This window comes from uncultured Bacteroides sp. (assembly GCF_902491285.1).
Classification (GTDB): Bacteria; Bacteroidota; Bacteroidia; order Bacteroidales; family Bacteroidaceae; genus Bacteroides.
The window spans coordinates 1-22,393 of the sequence record NZ_CABUHK010000085.1; the positions used below are offsets into that span (position 1 = coordinate 1).

20 protein-coding genes are annotated in these 22,393 nt (G+C 42.4%); 8 read left to right on the forward strand and 12 right to left on the reverse strand.

The features are described from left to right. The first annotated feature begins 237 nt into the window (after positions 1 to 237). Positions 238 to 603: an MmcQ/YjbR family DNA-binding protein gene (locus RDN93_RS18080; protein ID WP_308746784.1), complete on the forward strand. Its 366-nt coding sequence runs from the start codon at positions 238 to 240 to the stop codon at positions 601 to 603. Between the two features lie 13 nt (positions 604 to 616). Here RDN93_RS18080 and RDN93_RS18085 read toward each other — a convergent pair whose 3' ends face one another. The 7 genes from RDN93_RS18085 to RDN93_RS18115 form a co-directional block, all read right to left on the reverse strand. Continuing rightward, positions 617 to 1,102 (reverse strand): hypothetical protein, encoded by a 486-nt coding sequence (locus RDN93_RS18085; RefSeq protein ID WP_308746785.1) that lies wholly within the window; start codon positions 1,100 to 1,102, stop codon positions 617 to 619. A 61-nt stretch (positions 1,103 to 1,163) separates the two neighbouring features. Further along, positions 1,164 to 1,670 carry a hypothetical protein gene (locus RDN93_RS18090; RefSeq protein WP_308746786.1) on the reverse strand — a complete coding sequence of 169 codons (507 nt, stop codon included), beginning with the start codon at positions 1,668 to 1,670 and terminating at the stop codon, positions 1,164 to 1,166. A 43-nt stretch (positions 1,671 to 1,713) separates the two neighbouring features. Beyond that, positions 1,714 to 2,766 (reverse strand): hypothetical protein, encoded by a 1,053-nt coding sequence (locus tag RDN93_RS18095; protein WP_308746787.1) that lies wholly within the window; start codon positions 2,764 to 2,766, stop codon positions 1,714 to 1,716. Between the two features lie 78 nt (positions 2,767 to 2,844). Further along, entirely contained in the window at positions 2,845 to 3,162 is a 318-nt protein-coding gene (locus tag RDN93_RS18100) for a hypothetical protein (RefSeq protein ID WP_308746803.1), read from the reverse strand. Beyond that, positions 3,159 to 4,142 (reverse strand): hypothetical protein, encoded by a 984-nt coding sequence (locus RDN93_RS18105; protein ID WP_308746788.1) that lies wholly within the window; start codon positions 4,140 to 4,142, stop codon positions 3,159 to 3,161. The genes RDN93_RS18100 and RDN93_RS18105 overlap by 4 nt, the downstream gene beginning before the upstream one ends. A 94-nt stretch (positions 4,143 to 4,236) precedes the next feature. Continuing rightward, on the reverse strand, positions 4,237 to 5,340 hold the full coding sequence (locus tag RDN93_RS18110; protein WP_308746789.1) for a PDDEXK nuclease domain-containing protein: 1,104 nt from the start codon (positions 5,338 to 5,340) through the stop codon (positions 4,237 to 4,239). Positions 5,341 to 5,361: 21 nt separating this feature from the next. Then, positions 5,362 to 6,324, reverse strand: a complete 963-nt coding sequence (locus tag RDN93_RS18115) for a transporter (RefSeq protein WP_308746790.1) — start codon at positions 6,322 to 6,324, stop codon at positions 5,362 to 5,364. Between the two features lie 81 nt (positions 6,325 to 6,405). On the opposite strand from RDN93_RS18115, the gene RDN93_RS18120 reads away from it, so the two are divergent. The 3 genes from RDN93_RS18120 (at position 6,406) to dnaA (ending at position 10,332) form a co-directional block, all read left to right on the forward strand. After that, positions 6,406 to 7,662, forward strand: a complete 1,257-nt coding sequence (locus tag RDN93_RS18120) for an N-acetylmuramoyl-L-alanine amidase (RefSeq protein ID WP_308746791.1) — start codon at positions 6,406 to 6,408, stop codon at positions 7,660 to 7,662. Between the two features lie 13 nt (positions 7,663 to 7,675). Next, positions 7,676 to 8,569, forward strand: a complete 894-nt coding sequence (locus tag RDN93_RS18125; protein WP_308746792.1) for an MlaD family protein — start codon at positions 7,676 to 7,678, stop codon at positions 8,567 to 8,569. Between the two features lie 350 nt (positions 8,570 to 8,919). Then, positions 8,920 to 10,332 carry a chromosomal replication initiator protein DnaA gene (gene dnaA, locus RDN93_RS18130; protein WP_308746793.1) on the forward strand — a complete coding sequence of 471 codons (1,413 nt, stop codon included), beginning with the start codon at positions 8,920 to 8,922 and terminating at the stop codon, positions 10,330 to 10,332. Positions 10,333 to 10,427: 95 nt separating this feature from the next. On the opposite strand, the gene RDN93_RS18135 is transcribed toward dnaA, so the two are convergent. Continuing rightward, entirely contained in the window at positions 10,428 to 11,171 is a 744-nt protein-coding gene (locus RDN93_RS18135; RefSeq protein WP_308746794.1) for an NADPH-dependent oxidoreductase, read from the reverse strand. Between the two features lie 284 nt (positions 11,172 to 11,455). On the opposite strand from RDN93_RS18135, the gene RDN93_RS18140 reads away from it, so the two are divergent. From RDN93_RS18140 to folB, 4 genes are all read left to right on the forward strand, one after another. Beyond that, positions 11,456 to 13,993, forward strand: coding sequence for an adenosylcobalamin-dependent ribonucleoside-diphosphate reductase (locus RDN93_RS18140; protein WP_308746795.1), 2,538 nt, complete (start codon positions 11,456 to 11,458; stop codon positions 13,991 to 13,993). 131 nt (positions 13,994 to 14,124) lie between these two features. After that, the gene (locus RDN93_RS18145; protein ID WP_308746796.1) at positions 14,125 to 16,806 is read left to right on the forward strand and encodes a 4-alpha-glucanotransferase; all 2,682 of its coding nucleotides are present in this window, start codon (positions 14,125 to 14,127) and stop codon (positions 16,804 to 16,806) included. Between the two features lie 210 nt (positions 16,807 to 17,016). Beyond that, complete coding sequence (locus tag RDN93_RS18150) at positions 17,017 to 18,069, forward strand: acyltransferase (protein ID WP_308746797.1); 1,053 nt, start codon at positions 17,017 to 17,019, stop codon at positions 18,067 to 18,069. Beyond that, positions 18,053 to 18,424 (forward strand): dihydroneopterin aldolase, encoded by a 372-nt coding sequence (gene folB / locus RDN93_RS18155; protein WP_308746798.1) that lies wholly within the window; start codon positions 18,053 to 18,055, stop codon positions 18,422 to 18,424. Before RDN93_RS18150 ends, folB begins: the two co-directional genes overlap by 17 nt. Before the next feature lie 151 nt (positions 18,425 to 18,575). Here folB and RDN93_RS18160 read toward each other — a convergent pair whose 3' ends face one another. Genes RDN93_RS18160 through mtaB form a run of 4 tightly spaced genes read right to left on the reverse strand, consistent with a single transcriptional unit; the run spans position 18,576 to position 22,381 of the window. After that, positions 18,576 to 19,103 carry a methylglyoxal synthase gene (locus tag RDN93_RS18160; protein WP_308746799.1) on the reverse strand — a complete coding sequence of 176 codons (528 nt, stop codon included), beginning with the start codon at positions 19,101 to 19,103 and terminating at the stop codon, positions 18,576 to 18,578. 4 nt (positions 19,104 to 19,107) lie between these two features. Beyond that, positions 19,108 to 20,136: a glycosyltransferase family 2 protein gene (locus RDN93_RS18165; protein WP_308746800.1), complete on the reverse strand. Its 1,029-nt coding sequence runs from the start codon at positions 20,134 to 20,136 to the stop codon at positions 19,108 to 19,110. Further along, positions 20,133 to 21,059 (reverse strand): lysophospholipid acyltransferase family protein, encoded by a 927-nt coding sequence (locus RDN93_RS18170; protein WP_308746801.1) that lies wholly within the window; start codon positions 21,057 to 21,059, stop codon positions 20,133 to 20,135. Before RDN93_RS18170 ends, RDN93_RS18165 begins: the two co-directional genes overlap by 4 nt. A gap of 2 nt (positions 21,060 to 21,061) precedes the next feature. Continuing rightward, positions 21,062 to 22,381 carry a tRNA (N(6)-L-threonylcarbamoyladenosine(37)-C(2))-methylthiotransferase MtaB gene (mtaB, locus tag RDN93_RS18175; RefSeq protein ID WP_308746802.1) on the reverse strand — a complete coding sequence of 440 codons (1,320 nt, stop codon included), beginning with the start codon at positions 22,379 to 22,381 and terminating at the stop codon, positions 21,062 to 21,064. Positions 22,382 to 22,393: the final 12 nt, after the last annotated feature.

Consider the following 22,393-nt stretch of genomic DNA (forward strand, 5'->3'; position numbering starts at 1 on the left):
ACAAATATAGGCATAGAACAACACAGGAAAAAAGGTTTTATAGGTTTTTCAGAGAAAAGCTGAAAAAAGTCAAAACTATGTAGAGATTATTGAGCGGTTGCCCTGACTTTAGCATCAGGCAAATTTCATCACAGCCAACTGTTAATCAAATCTCATTTGAATATTTTTATTTGAAATATTTGTTCACTCCTTAATTCCAGCTATTTTTGCATAGATAACCGAACATAAGAAAGCAAAATGAATATTGAAGATTTTAGAGAATACTGCCTGTCTTTTAAGGGAGTCCATGAAAAGATGCCGTTTCCCAATGTGCCCGACAAATATAGCCGTGACGTTCTATGCTTTTATGTAGCAGACAAATGGTTCTGTTTCGTTAACATTGAGATTTTCGATTTTTGTTGCATCAAATGTAACCCTGACGAATCCGGAGAACTGCAAACTGAATATGCCGGCATAAGACCGGGATGGCACATGAACAAGAAATATTGGATCAGTGTCTATTTCAACCAAGATGTACCTGATGAAAAAATCAAAGAGCTTATAAGCAACTCCTACGATATCGTAGTCAAAAGTTTGACAAAGAAGGAACGGGAAATGCTATAAATAAAGGAAGGATTCAAAAACCTCCCAAACGTAAATCCTGTACTCTGTTGTCTTTCCAGAAAACAGTGAAATTATAATTTACACCACTATTCCTGTAAAACACAATCTCCCAACTATCACTATATAGTACCGCCGGCACGATCGTATAGGGATAAAATTCATCCTGCCAGGATCCGTATATTTTTTCTTTATGTTTCTGCTGGCTTTTGCTGGACAGCATGCTATCTAGTTGTTCTGCCATAGGTACCCAGTTCTGCAATAGCACCTGTAATTCCAATAATTGCCTGGAGAACGGAGCAGAAGCGTCCCCTTCTATCAAGACAAGAGTTTCTACCGAGTAAAAGGGCAATTGCACTGTACCACTCCAAAGGTAGCATTTATCTCGCCACCAATCACAAACCTTACAGGTAAAGATGCCCAAACCTTCCACTTCATACTCTCTCTTAGTTCCAAACAACTCGTTTATCAGTGTTTTGAATACTTCCATTACTTTTCCCATCGTTTCTTTTTTTTAGTATGCACTAACAATGTTACTATGATTTCGAGAATCTTGCTGCTTGCTATATGGCTGAGTTATGTCGTATTTTATAGTCTAAACCTTTCAATACTCTATCCAATCTTTTTCTATATACCAAAGTGGTATATCCATTCTTAAATGAATCACGCAACACGGTAGAACCGTTTAAACCTATATGTTCAACATTTGTGAAACAGTCGATATCCCCTATGATAATAATACTATTTTTTAATTTATCTTTATCCGAATATGGTTTGATTTCTGTTTCATGCCCGCATTTATAATACCAAATTCCCTTTATAGTATCTATCGGTAGCTTTTCCTGCTCAAAATGAGTTTTACTAATAATACCTTCATCCGAAAATATAACATTAGTAAATGCCGGTTTATAATATTTGCAGGTAAACCATATCACACTTATAACCGATACCAGCAAAACAAGCATAGGGATAACATCAAGTGCATCAGCGAAAAGAAACATAAGAAATAGAACAAGTAAGGCAATAGCCGAGATTACCATAATAACTTCAAGAATTTTACCGCCTACCATGTGGCTGAATTTTTGTGTATACATATTGTTTGATTTTAACTTTTTATTCTTCGTAATAAGTAAAGACACGCTCGACATAAGGTTTTAATATACGACCGAGCCCTGTGCCAAAATCAACATAATCTTTAAAATTCCTTGTTTCAATCCAGTTACCATTCGCATCATAGTCGTAGTCTTGGAAGTCTTTGTAGAGTATTTCAAATCCCGGCCGCTCGTCAATCGGTCGCCCTTGTTCATCGTATTTCTCTTGCACGATACTATTACGAACAACGGTTTTCAGTTTACCGTTCGGATAGTATTCACGTTTACACCAGGACTCTAACTCTTTATTGCCTTCACCCTCAATCCTGTATTTTTCCACAACACGGTTACTATCACTGTATTCATAGATGAAATGCGTTTCCGGCATATCACAACTCAGCAAATCATACACTTGAGTCTGAGCCAACAAACCATTCGTATCGTACTCATAGACTGTCTTGCCCGATAATTCCCCTATATTATAATATTCCCTCTTCTCTACCAACAAATCATGTTCGTTATAATCATATTCGGTCATAGCCGGTTTGTAAATCGTGCCGTCAATCTGTTTGGTTCGGATAAGATTTCCTCTGTCGTCATAAGTGTTTATCTCTCCATGGGAATCACTATACACAATTTCCAGCAATTTCCCGTCAGTATTATACTTACTGACAATCGTATTGTTAGTTTTCGGAAAGCTGAGTGTACATGTATGTCCCCAAGTCTCATAGGCATAATCGGTCTTTCGGATACTATTTTCTTGTTTATCGTACTCGTTGCATTGAGCAAGATTGCCGTCGATATTGAAATGAAAATGGTAGTGATGTATTCCGTCCTCTTCCCATTTCTCGCCTTTTTTGAATTTCACCGAGAAGAAAGACGATGCATTTTCCGGACGATAATAATAGATATCCAACGTTTTGACTTTTCCGTTCAACCCCATTCTGCTTTTGTCGTTATTGACAGAATCTATTGTCGGGGGAATGTATTTCAAAGGAGATTGTCGGCAACCTGCAAATATCGATATAATCAAACTTCCTAAAATAACAACGACTACAACGGCTTTATTTTTCATGTTTTCTTGTGTGTTACAATGTTTCGACACAAAGATAACAAAACAGAACCAGTTCTAAAATATAACTGACGTAAAAGATTACTTTCGTGTTATTATAATATCATCAAAGCATAGTTCCAATGACTGATTATCGGGTTTGTACTCCGTCCAATCTTTCGGATCACTACTTTCGTTGTCTACCATTAAATGATAATAAGAAAAGCCAGAGTGTGGATCAGGCAATCTATGAATCTTATAGTTCCCCACAGTTGCCAACTCATTATCTTCAACGACTTTCAGCCAGCCTAAAGCTTTGTCTATCTGTTGAAGATGAGATAATTTATCCTGCTCGCCTTGTTTTAAAGCGTCAACAGTCTTTGTCCTTTCGTTTTGTAATAACTCTATTACATCTTTCATGATTTCCATTCGGTTAGTATTGAATTAAAATCTTCAAGCATCAAGTCAAAGTCATAATCCAGTTTCTTCTTTTTCAGCCTGTCGGTTGCGTAGTTTAGAGCAAGCAGAATATATTCGCTTAACTTTAATTTCTGTTCGGCATGACTTAATTCACTGAATTCTTTCTCAAGGTTTAGTCCGATCCTAATTTTCCCGGTATCTGCCCTGAATGGTCCAAATTCAAAACGATTGCGAAGGAAATATCCATTCTTCTCTATTTCTTGCTTGGTAAACATAGTGAGCAGTGTCCGATAGAAATCTTTTTGTTTCAATTTCAACTTTTCATCGGCAATGATATAGTTTGTTTTACAATGGTCGTGGTCATAATAACTATACGAACAATTAATTATAATTCGATTAATAGCGCGCCCGTATATTTCGGGGCGCATCCTTCTATCCAACTCCGGTTTCAGTTCTTTGTCAACGCTCTCGATTACCGCCTTGGAGTTTTCATAACAGTTACCAATTGTCCGCTTTATCCAAACCGGATTTTTAGGAATCCAGTTTCTCTGGCTTTCAAGCCTTATATCCTGTATATCTTCCTTTATCTCATATTCCCAAGATACGGATTGCTTTTGATTCGGGTCGTCAGGACTGAAATAATAACTTGTTCTTCCCTGCTCCATAGTAAAACCGTTGACTCTTTTCGACCAAATGGCATCAACAAAACGAGTTTCTCCAAATTTATTTTGAAAACAAGTCGCGGGATTTCCATTAAAGAATTGTCCTCGCAATGCTTCGACAGGTTCGTGATTTCCCCAGCCGATAATAGCCAGGCTCTCGCAAAGACGAACGGCTTTGTTCCACTCTTCCGCATTTTTATAATCCGCATATTTCAGAAATCCGGCAAACAAGCGTTCGCGCAACTGTTCTATCTCCGATTGAGTCTGCAAAAATTCTTCCAGCTCTTTTAAGTCTTCTATTTCAAATATTTCCTCCATCGCTTTTTCTTTTTTAGTTCCGATGTTCAGTTTTAGACATTCTGCAGAAATAGCAAAAGACAATTACCTGCAAAAAAGGAACAAGGCTTTCACTTTACAATAGTTTTTTCAGTTCCTCAATATCAGGCAGGGCGTTACGAAGTCGTTCCGGCATATCTTTGGATGTACGATAAGTAGCAACCCCCATCGGCTTGTTATAATCACGAACTGCAAATTCTACAAAGGTTTGATTCATTTCCCTGCAAAGGATTATTCCAATAGAGGGATTCTCATGCGGCTTTCTGATATATGTATCTAAGGCAGATAGGTAAGTATTCAGTTGCCCCAAATAAGATGTGCGGAATTTTCCGGATTTCAACTCGACCGCGACCAACGAATTAAGTTCCCGATTGAAAAAGAGCAAATCAATGAACATTTCCTCCCCTGCAACCTCCATGCGATATTGATTGCCGATAAAACTGAAATCTTGCCCAAAGGTCATGATAAACTTCTTCACGTTAGCAACAATTGCCTTTTCTACTATTTTTTCGTCTAAATTTTCCTCCTGCTCATTCAGTTCCTCTACATTGATGAAATCAAGCAAGTATTCATCTTTGAATGAACAAACAGCTTTTAATGCTTGCTTGGCATCGGGGAATGTTTGTGCAAAATTGTTAGGTAAAGCTCCCTGATGGCTGTATAGGTCTGCTTTTAAGTAATCCCTTAAAGTGTATTTACTCCAATAGCGAGTGGCGCACTCATGTATATAAAACAATCGTGCTTCCAAAGTCTTAACTTTGGCTATGATTTCTATGTGATGACTAAAGCCAATTGAAAGAAAATCAGACCAGTTAAATTCGGCAGCCATTGGCTGCCGAATTTCTATGAGAAGCAATTTTTCATCCAACTCCAAATCGGCAGCCAATGGCTGCTGATTTAAAATGAGTTCCCATTCTTCATAAAATTGCCGCATATTTTTAATGCTTCGAGTTGAAAATCCCCTTAGTCCCGGCAACTCTTTCTGTAACAGAGAAGATATCTGTTCAATTGCACCTTTCCCCCAAAAGCCTGTACGGGAATTTTCCGACACATAACGTCCGATACCGTAATAAAGAGACAACTGTTCCTTGTTTACCGATGCGGCCGCACGATACTGACTGCGTAGAATAGCTTCTTTTATATTCTTTACCGCTTCTCTATAATTCTGATTTATATCCATTACGATTCTTTGTCTAACGTCTTACGCTTGATTTTTCAATTCATTCTTTCTCTTTTTCCACAACTGCCACGAATTAATAATATTCTGCCACAACACATACGAACCCGGAGCAACAGCAGATAACGGATTGAGATAGGTATGCGCCATCCAAATAGCCAGAATCGTATTCTTCTGTCCCAATGCCTGCCCACCACTGATGCGGTCATTATAGGCAGAACCGATAGTTTTCCCCAGGAAGAACTGCAAACAACAAGCTACCAAGGCTCCAACAGCAATCATGATTTCAGTAAAGCCGTCAGCAGGGTCATTGAGCAATGAATATAATGTCTGAGCCGTCACGATGGCTAACGAAACAGCCCACAAGTAGAAAGCTAATTCATGGTAACCCAACAGTTTCTGATGTACTTTCGGCAGACACTTACCCAACAGCCATGCAACCAAGAACGGACAAATCAACAACGGAAATACCTTACCCAAAATAACAAGAAACGCCTCCAAAAAAGTGACATCGGGATGCACCTCCACCAAAGGAAAAAGAACAGGCACGGCAACAGCCGCTCCGATATTGGCAAGCAACGTATAAGTAGTCAAGCTAGCCGCACTGCCGCCCAACTTGGAAGTTATCACCGCAGCAGCCGTAGCAGTCGGGCAAATAATACAAACCATCACACCTTCCGCCACAATCTTATCGAACCGGTAGAGCAGCAGATAAGCCGCCAACGCGCCGCCAATCTGAATCAGCAACAGCCACGCATGTAGAGGTTTAGGCTTCAAATCGCATGGAGACACCTTACAGAAAGTCAGCAGTAACATCGTAAAAATAAGATAGGGAGTCAGGAAAGAAAGACTGATGAACAGTGGATACCCCACGGCACCTACCAACATGGCAATAGGTAATGTCCAATTCTTCAAAAACTTAAGCATCGTCGTATATTTTAGCTTCGGAGCGCAAAGTAACGGAGATTTCAGGAAAAAAGCTATCATTATACCGAAAAAAACACAAAACTTAATAGCAAATCATGAGTTTTCTACAAATTTCTACTACATTTGCACCGTATTACAAATATGAAACTGAATAGACCATACATAGTATATATATGCATTTGCCTTTGGCTACTTTTTCTCCCCTCATGTACCAGCCATTTATGGGGGAAAGATTTTGTTGTAGTTATTGATGCCGGACACGGCGGGCATGACCCCGGCGCCATAGGCAAAACTGCCAAAGAGAAAAACATCAATCTGAGCGTTGCCCTGAAGGTGGGAAACCTGATAAAAAACAACTGCGATGACGTCAAAGTGATTTACACCCGCAGCAAAGATGTTTTCATTCCTCTGGCACGACGGGCAGAAATAGCGAACAACGCGAAAGCTGACCTTTTCATCTCTATTCATACCAACGCACTGGCAAACAACCGCACAGCAAAAGGTGCATCTACCTGGACGCTGGGGTTGGCTAAATCGGATGCCAATCTAGAGGTCGCCAAACGGGAGAACTCCGTGATTCTTTACGAAAGCGATTATCAAACAAGATATGCCGGTTTTAACCCGAATTCTGCCGAGTCATATATTATATTTGAATTCATGCAAGACAAATATATGGAACAGAGTGTACACTTGGCTTCACTGATGCAGAAACAATTCCGCCATACCTGCAAACGGGCAGACCGCGGAGTGCATCAAGCAGGATTCCTTGTCCTGAAAGCAAGTGCGATGCCGAGCATCCTGATAGAACTAGGATTCATCTCTACCCCCGAGGAAGAGCGTTATCTGAGTTCCGAAGCAGGAGCCTCAACCATGGCAAAAGGTATTTATCATGCTTTCCTGAATTATAAAAGAGAACACGAGATACGCCTTACAGGAGTCAGCAAGACGATTATCCCGACTGAACGGGAAGAAAACGATGCTCCGGCAATTGCACAAAAAGACACAGAAAGCGTGACAGCCCCTCAGCAGAAGGAATTATTGGCAGAAGCCAGGACAAAACCTGCTTCGGCAACAAAAACGACAACAAACCGTCCGATTGCATCGCAAAGCACAACCAATGACAGTGAAATTACGTTTAAGATACAGATACTCACCTCCTCCAAACCTCTCGCCAAAAACGACAAACGGCTGAAAGGACTGAAAGGTGTGGATTATTATAAGGAAAAGGGCATATACAAATATACATATGGCGCCTCCGGTGATTACAACAAAGTGTTACGCACAAAACGTACCATTACGCCGCAATTCAAAGACGCTTTCATCATCGCTTTCCGGAACGGGGAGAAAATGAACGTCAACGAAGCAATCGCTGAATTTAAAAAGAGAAAAAAGAAATAAATAAAAAGATAAAATGAAGTACATTACAAAAGAAGTCAGAATAGGTATTGCAGGTATCATTGCACTATGCGTGCTTATTTATGGAATTAACTGGCTGAAAGGGATACATATGTTTCAACCTTCCAGCTATTTCTATGCCAAATTTCAGAACGTGAACGGACTGACCAAGTCGAGCCCGGTATTTGCAGACGGTGTTCGTGTGGGTATTGTACGCGACATTGATTATGATTACACAACCCCCGGTAACGTGGTGGTAGAAGTAGAACTTGACACAGAACTGCGTATCCCGAAAGGAAGTAGCGCCGAACTGGTATCCGAACTGATGGGCGGTGTGCGCATGAATATACTTCTCGCCAACAACCCGCGCGAAAAATATGCCATAGGTGACACCATTCCCGGCACACTGAACAACGGAATGATGGAAAGTGCAGCAAAACTCATCCCAAAAGTAGAGGAAATGCTTCCGAAACTGGACTCCATCCTTATCTCGCTGAACAACATCTTAGGTGACAAGAGTATCCCTGCTACTTTACATTCGATAGAAACAACCACAGCCAATCTGGCAGTAGTCAGCTCGCAAGTGAAAGGACTTATGAGCAACGACATTCCGCAGCTCACCAGCAAGCTGAATACAATCGGAGATAACTTCGTAGCCATCAGCGGCAACCTGAAAGAAGTGGACTATGCATCTACTTTCAAAAAAATAGACGAAACGCTAGCTAACGTAAAAATTCTTACAGAGAAATTGAACAGCAAAGATAATACCCTCGGACTGCTTTTCAACGACCCGACTTTATACAATAACCTGAACGCTACAACCGAAAATGCAGCCAGCTTATTGGAGGACCTGAAAGAGCATCCAAAACGCTATGTTCACTTCTCATTATTCGGTAAGAAAGATAAGTAGCATTTTATCGTTATATAGATTTTATCTAAATAACGAAACGTTTCAAAAAGCGCGCCATTGCTTCTCAAATGTCTATCTACAAACCGAAATAATATTCCCGTACAAACGTGTAGACGAGGGAAATATGGACAGAATTGAATATATAACACATTAGAGTACAGATACTTATAAATTTGCAAGAGTGAATCAACATAGCGTGTTGCGACTGATACATATAAGTCATTGAAAGTAAACACATTATTGTTCACACGAAAAAAACAAGAAAAATCAGATTTGTTTTTTCCGAATAAGATTCCCAATTTTGCAAACGTAGAAGTTTTGCTTAATTAATAAATGTATTAAAAGTTACTATGATTGAATCAAATCATGCCGTACTTTGGAACCGCTGTCTCGAGGTAATTAAAGACAATGTTCCCGAGACGACATATAATACTTGGTTTGCCCCGATTGTTCCATTAAAATATGAGGACAAAACATTGATCTTGCAGATCCCGAGCCAGTTTTTCTATGAAATTCTGGAGGAGAGATTCGTAGATCTAATCCGCAAGACATTATATAAGGTCATTGGCGAAGGCACCAAGTTGATGTACAACGTCATGGTCGACAAGACTTCGATTCCGAATCAAACCGTGAATCTCGAAGCAAGCAATCGTTCTACGGCTATTACTCCCAAAAGCATATTTGACGGTAACAAAGCGCCCAACTTCTTAAAAGCTCCTGCCGTTCAGGACTTGGATCCGCATTTGAACCCCAATTATAACTTCGAAAACTTCATTGAAGGATACAGCAACAAGCTGTCGAGAAGTGTAGCCGAAGCCGTAGCACAAAAACCCGGTGGTACTGCTTTCAACCCGCTGTTCCTTTACGGGGCATCCGGAGTGGGAAAAACACACCTTGCAAACGCAATAGGCACGAAAATCAAAGAAATTTATCCTGAGAAAAGAGTATTGTACGTATCGGCACATTTGTTCCAGGTACAATATACGGATTCAGTGCGCAATAACACGACGAACGATTTCATAAACTTCTATCAGACGATCGATGTATTGATTATTGATGATATTCAGGAATTTGCCGGTGTCACCAAGACGCAGAACAATTTTTTCCATATCTTCAATCATCTACACCAGAACGGCAGACAGCTCATATTGACCTCCGACCGCGCTCCTGTGTTGTTGCAAGGTATTGAGGAACGCCTGCTCACCCGTTTCAAATGGGGTATGGTAGCAGAGCTGGAAAAGCCGACCGTAGAACTTCGCAAAAACATTCTGCGTAATAAGATACACCGTGACGGATTACAGTTCCCGGAGGAAGTTATCGATTATATTGCAGAAAATGTGAACGAAAGCGTCCGCGACCTGGAAGGTATCGTTATCGCAATCATGGCACGCTCTACTATTTTCAACAAGGAAATAGATATGGATTTGGCACAACACATTGTTCATGGGGTGGTTCATAATGAGACAAAAGCTGTCACCATTGATGATATTCTCAAAGTGGTATGCAAGCATTTCGACTTGGAGCCGGCTGCCATACACACAAAATCCAGAAAAAGAGAAGTAGTTCAAGCAAGACAGATAGCCATGTATCTGGCCAAAAATCACACAGACTTTTCAACATCCAAGATAGGTAAGTTCATCGGTAACAAAGACCATGCAACCGTACTTCACGCCTGCAAGACCGTAAAAGGACAATTAGAGGTGGACAAGAGCTTTAGCGCAGAGGTACAGGAGATTGAGTCGTTGCTGAAGAAAAGAAACTAAAATAGTGATTAATGTTTAGTGATTAGTGATTAGTGATTAATAGGCTGCGCATTTATACTTCAAGGCGTTAATCACTAATCACTAAACGTTAATCATTATTTCAAGAATCCCTGTCGGCGGAGTACGTCCAATAGATTTTCAGACATAAATTCGTTATCTTTCTTTGTATAACGCACGTCTGTAAAGACTTGAGCCAAAGTTTCTTTTTTATTTTCTTCGATAAATTGTTTGTTTTCCGGCAATGATTCTTTATATGCATAGAGCTTGTCTATCTCTTCCGGCGTATAATCGTGATATTTCTCTTCGTGCACAGCAGCTTCCAAAGGCAAACGGTCTACTTGTGCGGGAATACCATCGGGATAACCCACCGTTATCGTTGTGAGCGGGAATACCAGTTCAGGCAGTTGAAGAGTATCAATAATCATTTGGGGATTATAAGTAGTAGTGCCCAAATAACAAATACCGAGTCCTACTTCTTCCGCCAGCGTGCAGAAAGTCTGCGCAACCAGCAAAGTATCCATGGACGCATTCATAAAAGACATTAAATTATCATAGCCCGGCACAGCTTTCCGCTGTTCACACCACTTGCTGAAGCGACGGAAATCAGCACAAAAAGTAAGCACTACCGGCGCATTTTTTACCATCGGCTGGTTAAAATGAGCAGGCGAAAGTTTCTCTTTCATTTGTGTGTTGCGAGTAACAATCACACTATAAAGCTGCATCCCACCCATCGTAGAAGCGCGAAAAGAGGTTTCAAGCAAATCATTTAACAAATCAGGAGCAATGTCCTTCGACAGGTATTTCCTGATTGTTCTTCTGTTCTTTACGGTTTCAAACATATCTTTTTTTTGCAAAGATATAAAAAGAAAAAACTATTCCACCATACTAACAGAAAAGAATAGTTTTCTTTTTGGAGAACTTTAACCTTTAAACAAAAAGCAAATTCATCTGTTTATCAAACACTTAACGTGCACGAATGGAAAACTTGCAACCTGTTAATAAATTGTTTCATTTTTATTTTGATAGATGAAAAAACATTCTTAGCTTTGCGGCTACATTTGTTAACGATAAGTAAACTTCTACATATTACTTATTAAAAACGAGATTTAACACAAATTGAATCGTGGAAAAACAGATTTATTCTTACGACGAAGCCTATGAAGAATCTTTACGATATTTTCAAGGCGACGAGCTTGCTGCAAGGGTTTGGGTAAACAAATACGCAGTAAAGGATTCTTTCGGAAATATTTATGAGAAGTCTCCGGAAGATATGCATTGGAGAATTGCAAATGAAGTGGCACGCATCGAATCAAAGTATCCGAATGCACTTACAGCTAAAGAGCTGTACGACTTACTAGACCATTTCAGATACATCGTTCCCCAAGGTAGCCCGATGACAGGAATCGGTAACGACTACCAGGTTGCTTCACTATCCAATTGTTTCGTTATCGGAGTAGACGGTGCCGCCGACTCTTACGGTGCCATCATCAAAATCGATGAAGAACAGGTACAACTAATGAAAAGACGTGGTGGCGTGGGACATGACTTGTCACACATCCGCCCGAAAGGCTCTCCCGTTAAAAACTCCGCATTGACTTCCACCGGTCTTGTCCCGTTCATGGAACGTTATTCAAACTCGACCCGTGAAGTGGCTCAGGACGGACGCCGCGGCGCATTGATGTTAAGTGTGTCTATCAAGCATCCGGACTCCGAGGCCTTTATCGACGCCAAGATGACAGAGGGAAAGGTGACCGGAGCAAATGTTTCGGTAAAACTGGACGATGCTTTCATGCAGGCAGCCGTAGATGAAAAACCTTATTTACAGCAGTATCCTATTGATTCGGACACCCCCGCATTTACTAAAGAAATTGACGCTTCTACCTTATGGAAGAAGATCGTTCATAATGCATGGAAATCAGCAGAACCGGGTGTATTGTTTTGGGATACTATCATCCGCGAGTCTGTGCCCGACTGCTATGCCGACTTGGGTTACAGAACTGTATCGACCAATCCATGCGGTGAAATTCCTTTGTGTCCTTATGACTCTTGCCGCCTGTTGGCTATCAACTTATACTCTTATGTAGTAAATCCGTTCAAGCCGGATGCGTATTTTGATTTTGATTTATTCCGGAAACACGTAGCTTTGGCTCAACGTATCATGGATGATATCATCGACCTTGAACTGGAAAAGATCGAGCGCATCATGCAGAAGATTGATGAAGACCCGGAAAACGAAGAAGTGAAACGTGCGGAACGTGTGCTCTGGGACAAGATATACAAGAAAAGCGGACAAGGTCGCCGTACCGGCGTAGGTATTACTGCCGAAGGCGATATGCTTGCTGCTTTGGGACTGCGTTACGGAACGGAGGAAGCTACGGAATTTTCTGAAAAGGTACACAAGACAGTAGCCCTCGGCGCTTACCGTTCTTCTGTAGAGATGGCGAAAGAACGCGGTGCTTTTGAAATATATGACAGCAAGCGCGAACAAAACAACCCGTTCATCCAACGTTTGGCGGAAGCCGACCCGGCACTGTACGAAGACATGAAGAAGTATGGACGCCGTAACATCGCCTGCCTGACTATCGCTCCTACAGGAACAACCAGTTTGATGACTCAGACCACTTCGGGCATCGAGCCTGTGTTCCTGCCTGTTTACAAGCGCAGAAGAAAGGTGAATCCGAACGATACGAACGTACATGTAGACTTCGTTGACGAAACAGGAGACGCATTTGAGGAATATATCGTATTCCACCACAAGTTCGTTACGTGGATGGAAGCGAACGGCTACGATCCTGCCAAACGTTATACACAGGAAGAGATTGACGAACTGGTTGCCAAGTCTCCTTATTATAAAGCGACTTCCAACGACGTTGACTGGTTGATGAAGGTGAAGATGCAGGGAAGAATCCAGAAATGGGTAGACCACTCCATCAGCGTGACAATCAATCTGCCAAATGATGTGGATGAGGATTTGGTGAACCGTCTGTATGTGGAAGCATGGAAATCCGGCTGTAAAGGCTGTACGGTATATCGTGACGGTTCACGTTCCGGCGTACTGATTTCCACCAAGTCGGAAAAGAAAACAGAGTTACCCCCTTGCAAACCACCTACGGTTGTAGAAGTGCGTCCGAGAATTCTGGAAGCCGATGTAGTACGTTTCCAGAATAACAAAGAGAAATGGGTGGCTTTCGTCGGCTTGCTTGACGGACATCCTTATGAAATCTTCACCGGTTTGCAGGATGATGACGAAGGTATCCTGTTGCCTAAGAGTGTAACTTGCGGACGTATCATCAAGAACATCGATGAGGACGGCACGAAACGTTACGACTTCCAATTCGAGAACAAACGTGGATATAAGACGACCATTGAAGGATTGTCAGAGAAGTTTAACAAGGAATATTGGAACTACGCAAAATTGATTTCGGGAGTACTCCGCTACCGGATGCCGATTGAGCAGGTTATCAAGCTGGTAGGCTCTCTGCAATTGAACAGCGAAAGTATCAACACCTGGAAAAATGGTGTGGAACGTGCTTTGAAGAAGTATATTCAGGATGGAACCGAAGCCAAAGGAAAGAAATGTCCGAACTGTGGTAATGAGACATTGATTTATCAGGAAGGCTGTCTGATTTGTACTAGCTGTGGTGCCTCCCGATGTGGATAAACATCTTACGTATGTTAATTAATATATAAACAAAAGGTTAAAAGGAGTCCTCACGGGCTCCTTTTATTTTTTATTCAAAAAAATGTCTTATACTTGCAGTGTCTTAAATATTCAATCAAAATCTAATATATATGATTTTATCATTTAACATCGAATATCGCACCAACTGGGGAGAAGAAGTCAGGCTTGCCGGCTTGTCTGCGGAGTCTGTCCCCATGCACACAACAGATGGCATATTCTGGACGGCAGAACTGGAGCTCGAGGTTCCCCCGGAAGGGTTCACTATCCATTATAACTACCAGATAGAACAAAACGGAGTCATCATCCGCAAAGAATGGGACAACTTCCCGCGATGCCTTTTCTTATCCGGTGTCCCCAGAAAGAAATATAGAATCAACGACTGCTGGAAAAACATTCCGGAACAGCTATATTTTTATAGTTCTGCTTTTACGGAAGCATTATTGTCACATCCCGAAAGAGAAAACATACCGCAAGGGCATAAGAAAGGGGTGATAATCAAGGCTTACGCTCCGCGTATCAATAAAGACTATTGTCTGGGAATTTGTGGAAATCAGAAGGTACTGGGCAACTGGAATCCGGAGAATGTTGTCCTGATGAGCGATGCCAACTTTCCGGAATGGCAGGTGGAACTGGATGCAAGCAAACTCAAATATCCGCTGGAATATAAATTTGTCCTCTACAACAAACAGAAGAAGAAAGTGGACTGCTGGGAGAAGAACCCTAACCGTTACCTGGCAGACCCGGAAATAAAGACTAACGAAACGCTCGTGATTTCCGACCGGTATGCCTACTTTGATATTCCGGCATGGAAAGGCGCCGGTATTGCTATCCCTATATTCTCGCTGAAATCAGAGACGAGCTTCGGAGTCGGTGATTTCGGCGATTTGAAACGGATGATTGACTGGGCTGTATGTACGCATCAGAAGGTTATTCAGATTTTACCAATCAACGACACGACCATGACGCATTCATGGACAGATTCTTATCCTTACAATAGTATTTCCATCTATGCTTTCCATCCGATGTATGCGGATGTGAAGCAAATGGGGAGATTGAAGGATAAAGAAGCTGCATCCAAATTCAACAAGAAACAAAAGGAACTAAATAGTCTGCCCGCCATTGATTATGAAGCTGTCAATCAGACCAAATGGGAATTCTTCCGTTTAATATTCCGGCAGGAAGGCGAAAAGGTGCTAGCCTCCAAAGGGTTTAAGGACTTCTTTAAGACCAACAAGGAATGGTTGCAACCTTATGCTGTCTTCAGCTATCTGCGTGACGCTTACCGGACGCCTAATTTCCGTGAATGGCCGAAATATTCCGTTTATAATGCACAGGAAATAGAAAAAATGTGCCAGCCGGAGACGGCAGATTATCCACATATCGCATTATATTATTTCATCCAGTATCATTTGCATCTGCAATTACTGGCGGCAACAAAGTATGCCCGCGAGAACGGCGTTGTATTGAAAGGGGATATCCCTATCGGTATCAGCCGCAACAGTGTGGAAGCCTGGACCGAACCTCACTACTTTAATCTGGACGGACAGGCCGGTGCTCCACCCGACGACTTCTCCGTCAACGGACAGAACTGGGGATTCCCCACATACAACTGGGACGTGATGGAAAAAGACGGATACCGCTGGTGGATGAAGCGTTTCCAGAAAATGGCGGAATACTTTGACGCTTACCGGATCGACCACATTCTCGGATTCTTCCGTATATGGGAAATTCCGATGCATGCCGTACACGGATTGTTAGGGCAGTTTGTTCCTTCCTTGCCTATGAGCCGGGAAGAGATAGCAAGTTACGGATTTACCTTTCGGGAAGAGTATCTGAGCCCATTTATTCATGAATCATTCCTCGGACAATTGTTCGGCCCGTATACCCATCTTGTGAAACAAGACTTTCTCCAATTGACAGATGAGCCTGGGGTTTATCGCATGAAGCCGGGATTTGAAACGCAACAGGAAGTGAAACAGTTCTTCGCCGGTAAAAACGATGAAGACAGTATCTGGATCCGGGATGGATTATATTCTTTAATCAGCAATGTCTTGTTTATGCCGGACAAGAAAGAGGAAGGCAAATACCATCCCCGCATTGGCGTGCAACGTGATTTTATCTTCCGGACATTGAGTGAAGAGGATAAAAATGCTTTCAACAAGCTCTATGACCAGTATTACTATCATCGCCACAACGAATTCTGGTATCAGCAGGCGATGAAGAAGTTGCCACAATTAACCCAATCCACCCGTATGCTGGTATGTGGAGAGGACTTGGGAATGATTCCTGCTTGTGTAGCGTCAGTGATGAACGAGTTACGTATTCTCAGCCTGGAGATTCAGCGGATGCCAAAGAATCCGATGCATGAGTTCGGACATTTGGATGAATATCCGTACCGGTCTGTCTGTACTATCTCCACGCATGATATGTCAACGCTACGCGGTTGGTGGGAAGAGGATTATCAGCAAACGCAACGTTATTATAATACGATATTGGGACATTACGGTACTGCGCCCGTTGTTGCGACTCCAGAGTTGTGCGAAGAGATTGTACGCAATCATCTTAACAGCAACTCGATTCTCTGTATCCTGTCTTTCCAGGACTGGTTATCCATAGACAAGAAACTGAGAAATCCAAACGTGCAGGAAGAACGAATCAACGTTCCGTCCAATCCAAGAAATTATTGGCGGTATCGGATGCATATCACACTGGAACAGTTGATGAAAGCGCAAGCACTCAATGATAAGATACGCGAGTTGATTAAATATACCGGGAGAAATCCTGAAAAATAGATATAGTTAATATAACAACGTGAATAAGACGCGGATAAGGCCGATTTAAGAATATTGAGACCTGCATTATCCGCGTTGTTCATATTTCCAACATTCTCTCAACCGATTTTTCGCTTTACGCAGCCTCTTGTTTATTTCCTCCACCTTCCCCGTTTTATTCCAATTTATCAAGTATCTTTGCGCGTGAAATAAAAGATATTAAGAGAGAGAATGGAAGGCAAACCCGACAAACGTATTGATTTTGTGGACTTAACCAAAGGAGTCTGCATCATTCTTGTAGTCATGGCACATATCGGCGGAGCTTTCGATACGTTCGATAAAGATTCCATGTTATCTTGTTTCCGCATGCCGCTTTATTTTTTTATATCGGGAGTCTTTTTCAAGTCTTATGAGGGTTTACCGGGATTCATCATCCGAAAAATAAACAAGCTGATTATCCCGTTCCTTTTCTTCTATCTAAGTGCTTTTCTACTGAAATATATTGTATGGAAAATAGCACCGGGAGTTTTTCAAATTCCCGTATCATGGCAAGAACTTCTGGTGGTATTCCATGGGCACGACCTCATCAAGTTCAATCCGCCTATCTGGTTTCTGCTTGCCTTGTTCAACTGCAATATTCTGTTTTATCTGATACACTTCTTGCGGGAAAAACATTTACCTGCCATGTTCGCCGTCACCTTATTGATAGGCTGCACCGGATTCTATCTCGGAAAGTTACAGATAGGACTGCCTCTCTATATAGACGTCTCCATGACCGCCCTCCCTTTTTACGTTGCAGGTTTCTGGATCCGCAGATATAACTTTTTCCTGTTCCCCAGCCATCGGTTTGACAAGCTGATTCCCGCTTTTGTACTATTGGCACTGGTGGTGATGTACTTTACTGCCACCACACTGGGAATGCGCACAAACAACTATTCAGGAAATATTTTCCAAGTTTACATCGCAGCATTTGCAGGAATATTCATGATTATGTTACTTTGCAAGAAAGTGAAAAGGGTGAAGATTGTTTCTTATCTGGGGCGATATTCTATTATCACGTTGAGTATCCATGGACCTATACTTCATTTCTTAGGTCCATTGGTTGCACGATACATTCATAACGCCTGGGGACAGGCAATCGTACTCCTGCTCATAACACTGAGTATCTGTATCCTGCTCACTCCTGTCTTTCTGAAAGTAATCCCGCAGATGGTGGCACAGAAAGACCTGTTAAAAGTAAAAAAGAACCATACTAATATCACATCATATGAAGATAAACAATAGCTATATTCTTTTGAAAGAGATTCGTTGCTATGCCTACCACGGAGTGGCTCCACAAGAGAATCTTATCGGCAACGAATACATCATTGATTTGAAGCTGAAAGTAGATATCAGCAAAGCTGTTCAAACAGACGAAGTGACCGATACTGTCAACTATGCAGAAGTACATCATGTGATAATGACGGAAATGGCTATTCCATCAAAATTGCTGGAACACGCAGGAGGACGGATCGTTGAAAAGCTGTTTCAACAGTTTCCGACTATTGAAGAAATTGAACTTCACCTTTCCAAAAGAAATCCGCCAATGGGAGCTGATATAGAGTCGGCAGGAATAGAGTTGCATTGTAACAGAAAGTAAATCGTCAAACAAAGACAGTATATTATCTCATCAATAAAGATAATAAATTCAACTTCTATAAATCGTGCAATCCGCATGACTTCCCCCTCCTTACCGAGGAGGAGAGGAAGTCATGCGGAACACTTCACTTCAGTAATCTTATTTTTTATTATTATTTTCTTCTTTTCTTCCTTCTATCCACAGCTTCCACAGCTTCCGTCACCACAGGTTTATCCTGGAAACGTTTCGTATAACTGGAATAATCAGGATGAATACGTTCATAATCAGGATCCATAAACAACGGACTGGAGATGATATGATCCGCCGTTGAGCGGTTGCAGCAGAAAACGATATTCTCCACACCTGCCAGGCGGGTCAATGCCTTCACGTCCGTATCATGCGGTTGCAAAGTCATAGGGTCGGTGAAGAAGAAAAGATAATCAATCTGTCCGTCCACAATACGCGACCCCATCTGCTGGTCGCCACCCAAAGGACCGGATTTCAATATCGTAATATCCCACTCTACATCAGGATGTTTCTCCTTCAATGCTTCCAATATCAGTGTACCGGTAGTACCAGTACAGTAGAATTTATTCCCCATCAACAATTCCGAGTTCCACAATACCCATTCAATGAGGTCTTTTTTCATTGCATCGTGCGCTACCAGCCCGATGCCTCTTCTTACTTTTGAGTCTTCCATCTTGTTATCCTTTTAAGTCCGACAATTGAGAGAACCGTTTGCATCCTCTCGCATAAAACTGCCACAAGATACTACTTTTTGTCCGTTCGGGAATCGGATTCAAAGTTTTTTTTCTTTGATTTTCTTCACGGGATGAAGAAAAGGACGGACATATCTGCTTATATTCCTTGCGGGCAGTTATCACTGCACGGGCATTACCGACATCTCCCTTCAGCAGAAAAGTAAGTGCTGCCGCATAATCAAGACAAGTCCGTACACGCATCACTTTATTTAACTCTTCTTGCGGAAGATTCTTATAAAGCATGACAAGATTATTACGGAAATTGAGAAACGTCTTACGGGGATTTTCTTTTTTGAGTGTGGCCCCACCTACATGATAGACAACACTTTGAGGAATACAGACAATCTCACGCCCACGCGAACGAAGCCGCCAGCACAAGTCAATCTCTTCCATATGCGCAAAGAAACGCCCGTCCAGTCCGCCGACGTTCAGATAATCGGCACGCCGGATAAATAAAGCCGCCCCGGTTGCCCAAAATACGGGAATAACCGTATCATACTGCCCCCTGTCCTTTTCAACAACTCCCATAATGCGCCCCCGACAGAAAGGATAACCATATTTATCTATAAATCCACCCGACGCCCCGGCATATTCAAAATATTCTTTTTGCCGCTGACTCCGTATCTTCGGTTGGCAGGCAGCCACTTCCGGATGAACATCAAGCCAGGCAATCATCGGTTCCAGCCATTGTTCCGTCACTTCAACATCAGAATTCAGAAGAACGACATATTCAGCATCCACCTGTTGTAAAGCCAGATTGTATCCGTCGGCAAAACCATGATTCTGTCCGAGCAGGATGGTTCGGACAGAGGGAAACTCCCGATGGAGCATATTCACGGAATCATCCGTAGAACCGTTGTCCGCCACACAGACTTCTATCCCCTCTCCTGTCGAATAACGGACTACGGACGGAAGAAAAGTGCGGAGCATATCACATCCGTTCCAGTTCAGAATGACAACCGATACTTTCATTTCCGTTCTTTTTTCTTATTCTGTTCTTCTTGCTCATTCCGCTTACATTCTTCCGAAGTAAATTTCCATCGCTTATGAGACCATAACCAATAGGCAGGCTCCCTGCGAAGGGTTTGTTCCAGACGTTGCGCAAACATTTCGGTTATCTCCCCTTCGGCTGTCTCTTTGGGAGTTTCCGTCATCAACTTGAATTCGGCTTCACAATATCCTCTGCGATTCTTTGTCAGTTCACAATAAAAAACAGGAAAGTTCATCATTTTTGCAATGCGTTCCGCACCATTCAGGAAAGCAGTCTCCCGCCCCAGGAACGTAGTCCAATACCTGTCACCACTAGGCCATTGGTCGGTAATCAACCCGACCACCATCTTCTTGCCCTCACGCTTCAATTTTATAATCTCACGGGCAGTAGAATGTTTAGGGATATTGTATCCGCCAAAACGGGAACGGATACGTTTGAACAGTTCGTCCAGATATTTATCTTTCAAAGGTTTGTATACCTGTACGGGGACATCTCCCGGTTTCATGACCGCCCCCATTCCAATCAGCCATTCATAATTGGCATAATGAGGAATCATCACGATAATTCCGCCGTACTTCTCCGTCAGTTCCAAATACTGTTCCGTGTTCTTGTAAGTCATCCTTTGGCAAAGATCTTCGGCAGACATATGAAGCAACTTCAAATCTTCCAGCATATAATCCGAAAGGTAACGATAAAATTTGCGTTCTATCTGCAATCTTTCCGCATCGGTCTTTTCCGGAAATGACTTCGCAAGGTTCTCCCGGACTACTTTCCGGCGATATTTCCCCACACGATACATCAACAGATAATTGAAATCCGAAAGGATATACAATATCCGGAACGGAAGGGCTGAAAAAAGCCACATTCCAGTAGATACGAGCCAATAGATAAGTCTTGATTTCATACTTATATCAGAATTGTACCTTTTAATGCTGTCTTATCTTCGTTAAAATCCCCCAGACGTACATTGACTACATGATTGTCGAGCGAATTGTCACTTTCCACTTCCACACGGATATAATTTCTCGTAAATCCATGCATCGGAGTACCTGTTTTCGATTTTTCCATCAACACCGGCATAACCTGCCCGATATGACGGGCATAGAAAGCCTGCGTCTTTTCATCCGAAAGCGCCAACAGCCGTTGGCTGCGCTGATGCTTTTCTTCCGGAGAAACGACATACTCTATTTTCAATGCCTGCGTTCCGGGACGTTCGGAGTAACTAAACACGTGCAATTGCGTCACATCCAATCCGGCAATGAACTGATAGGCTTGCTCGAAATACTCCTCTGTTTCTCCACGTGTGCCAACAATCACGTCCACACCGATAAAAGCATCCGGCATCACCTCTTTAATCTTCTTTATTTTCGAAGCAAAGAGAGCGGTATCATACCGGCGGCGCATCAACTTCAAGACTTCATCGCATCCCGATTGTAAAGGGATATGAAAATGAGGCATAAAGCGACGGGAATGTGATACAAACTCGATAATCTCATCCGTCAACAGATTGGGCTCGATAGAGGATATACGGTAGCGTTCGATTCCTTCCACCTGCTCCAGCGCTTTCACCAGGTCAAAGAAAGTCTCTCCCGTTGTCTTGCCAAAATCACCGATATTCACTCCGGTCAAGACAATTTCTTTTCCGCCTTCGGCGGCAGCTTGCCGTGCCTGCTCTACCATGGAAGCAATGGTTCCGTTACGACTCCGCCCGCGGGCAAAAGGAATGGTACAATAGGAACAGAAGTAATCGCAACCGTCCTGTACTTTCAGGAAAAAGCGCGTACGGTCACCCCGTGAACACGAGGGGGAAAAGGAACGGATATCCTTGGTCGCAGTAGTGATAGCTTCACCTTTTTCATGTTTTTGCAGGTCGCCCAGATACTGGAGCAGTTCGCCTTTCTGTTCGGCTCCTAATACTACGTCCACTCCGTCTATCTTTGCCACATCTCCGGGCTTCAACTGCGCATAACATCCGGTCACCACCACAAAAGCACCGGGATGCTGTTTGACCAGCCGGTGAATGGTCTGCCGGCATTTCTTATCCGCCATCTCCGTCACCGAACAGGTATTTACCACACAGATATCTGCCTTCTCTCCTTTACGCGCAGTCCGGACTCCTGCCTCACGCAGAATTTTACCGATAGTTGAAGTCTCTGAAAAATTTAATTTGCAGCCTAAAGTATAATAAACGGCTGTCTTATTTTGAAATACAGTGGTATCTATCATAAGCTGTTATAA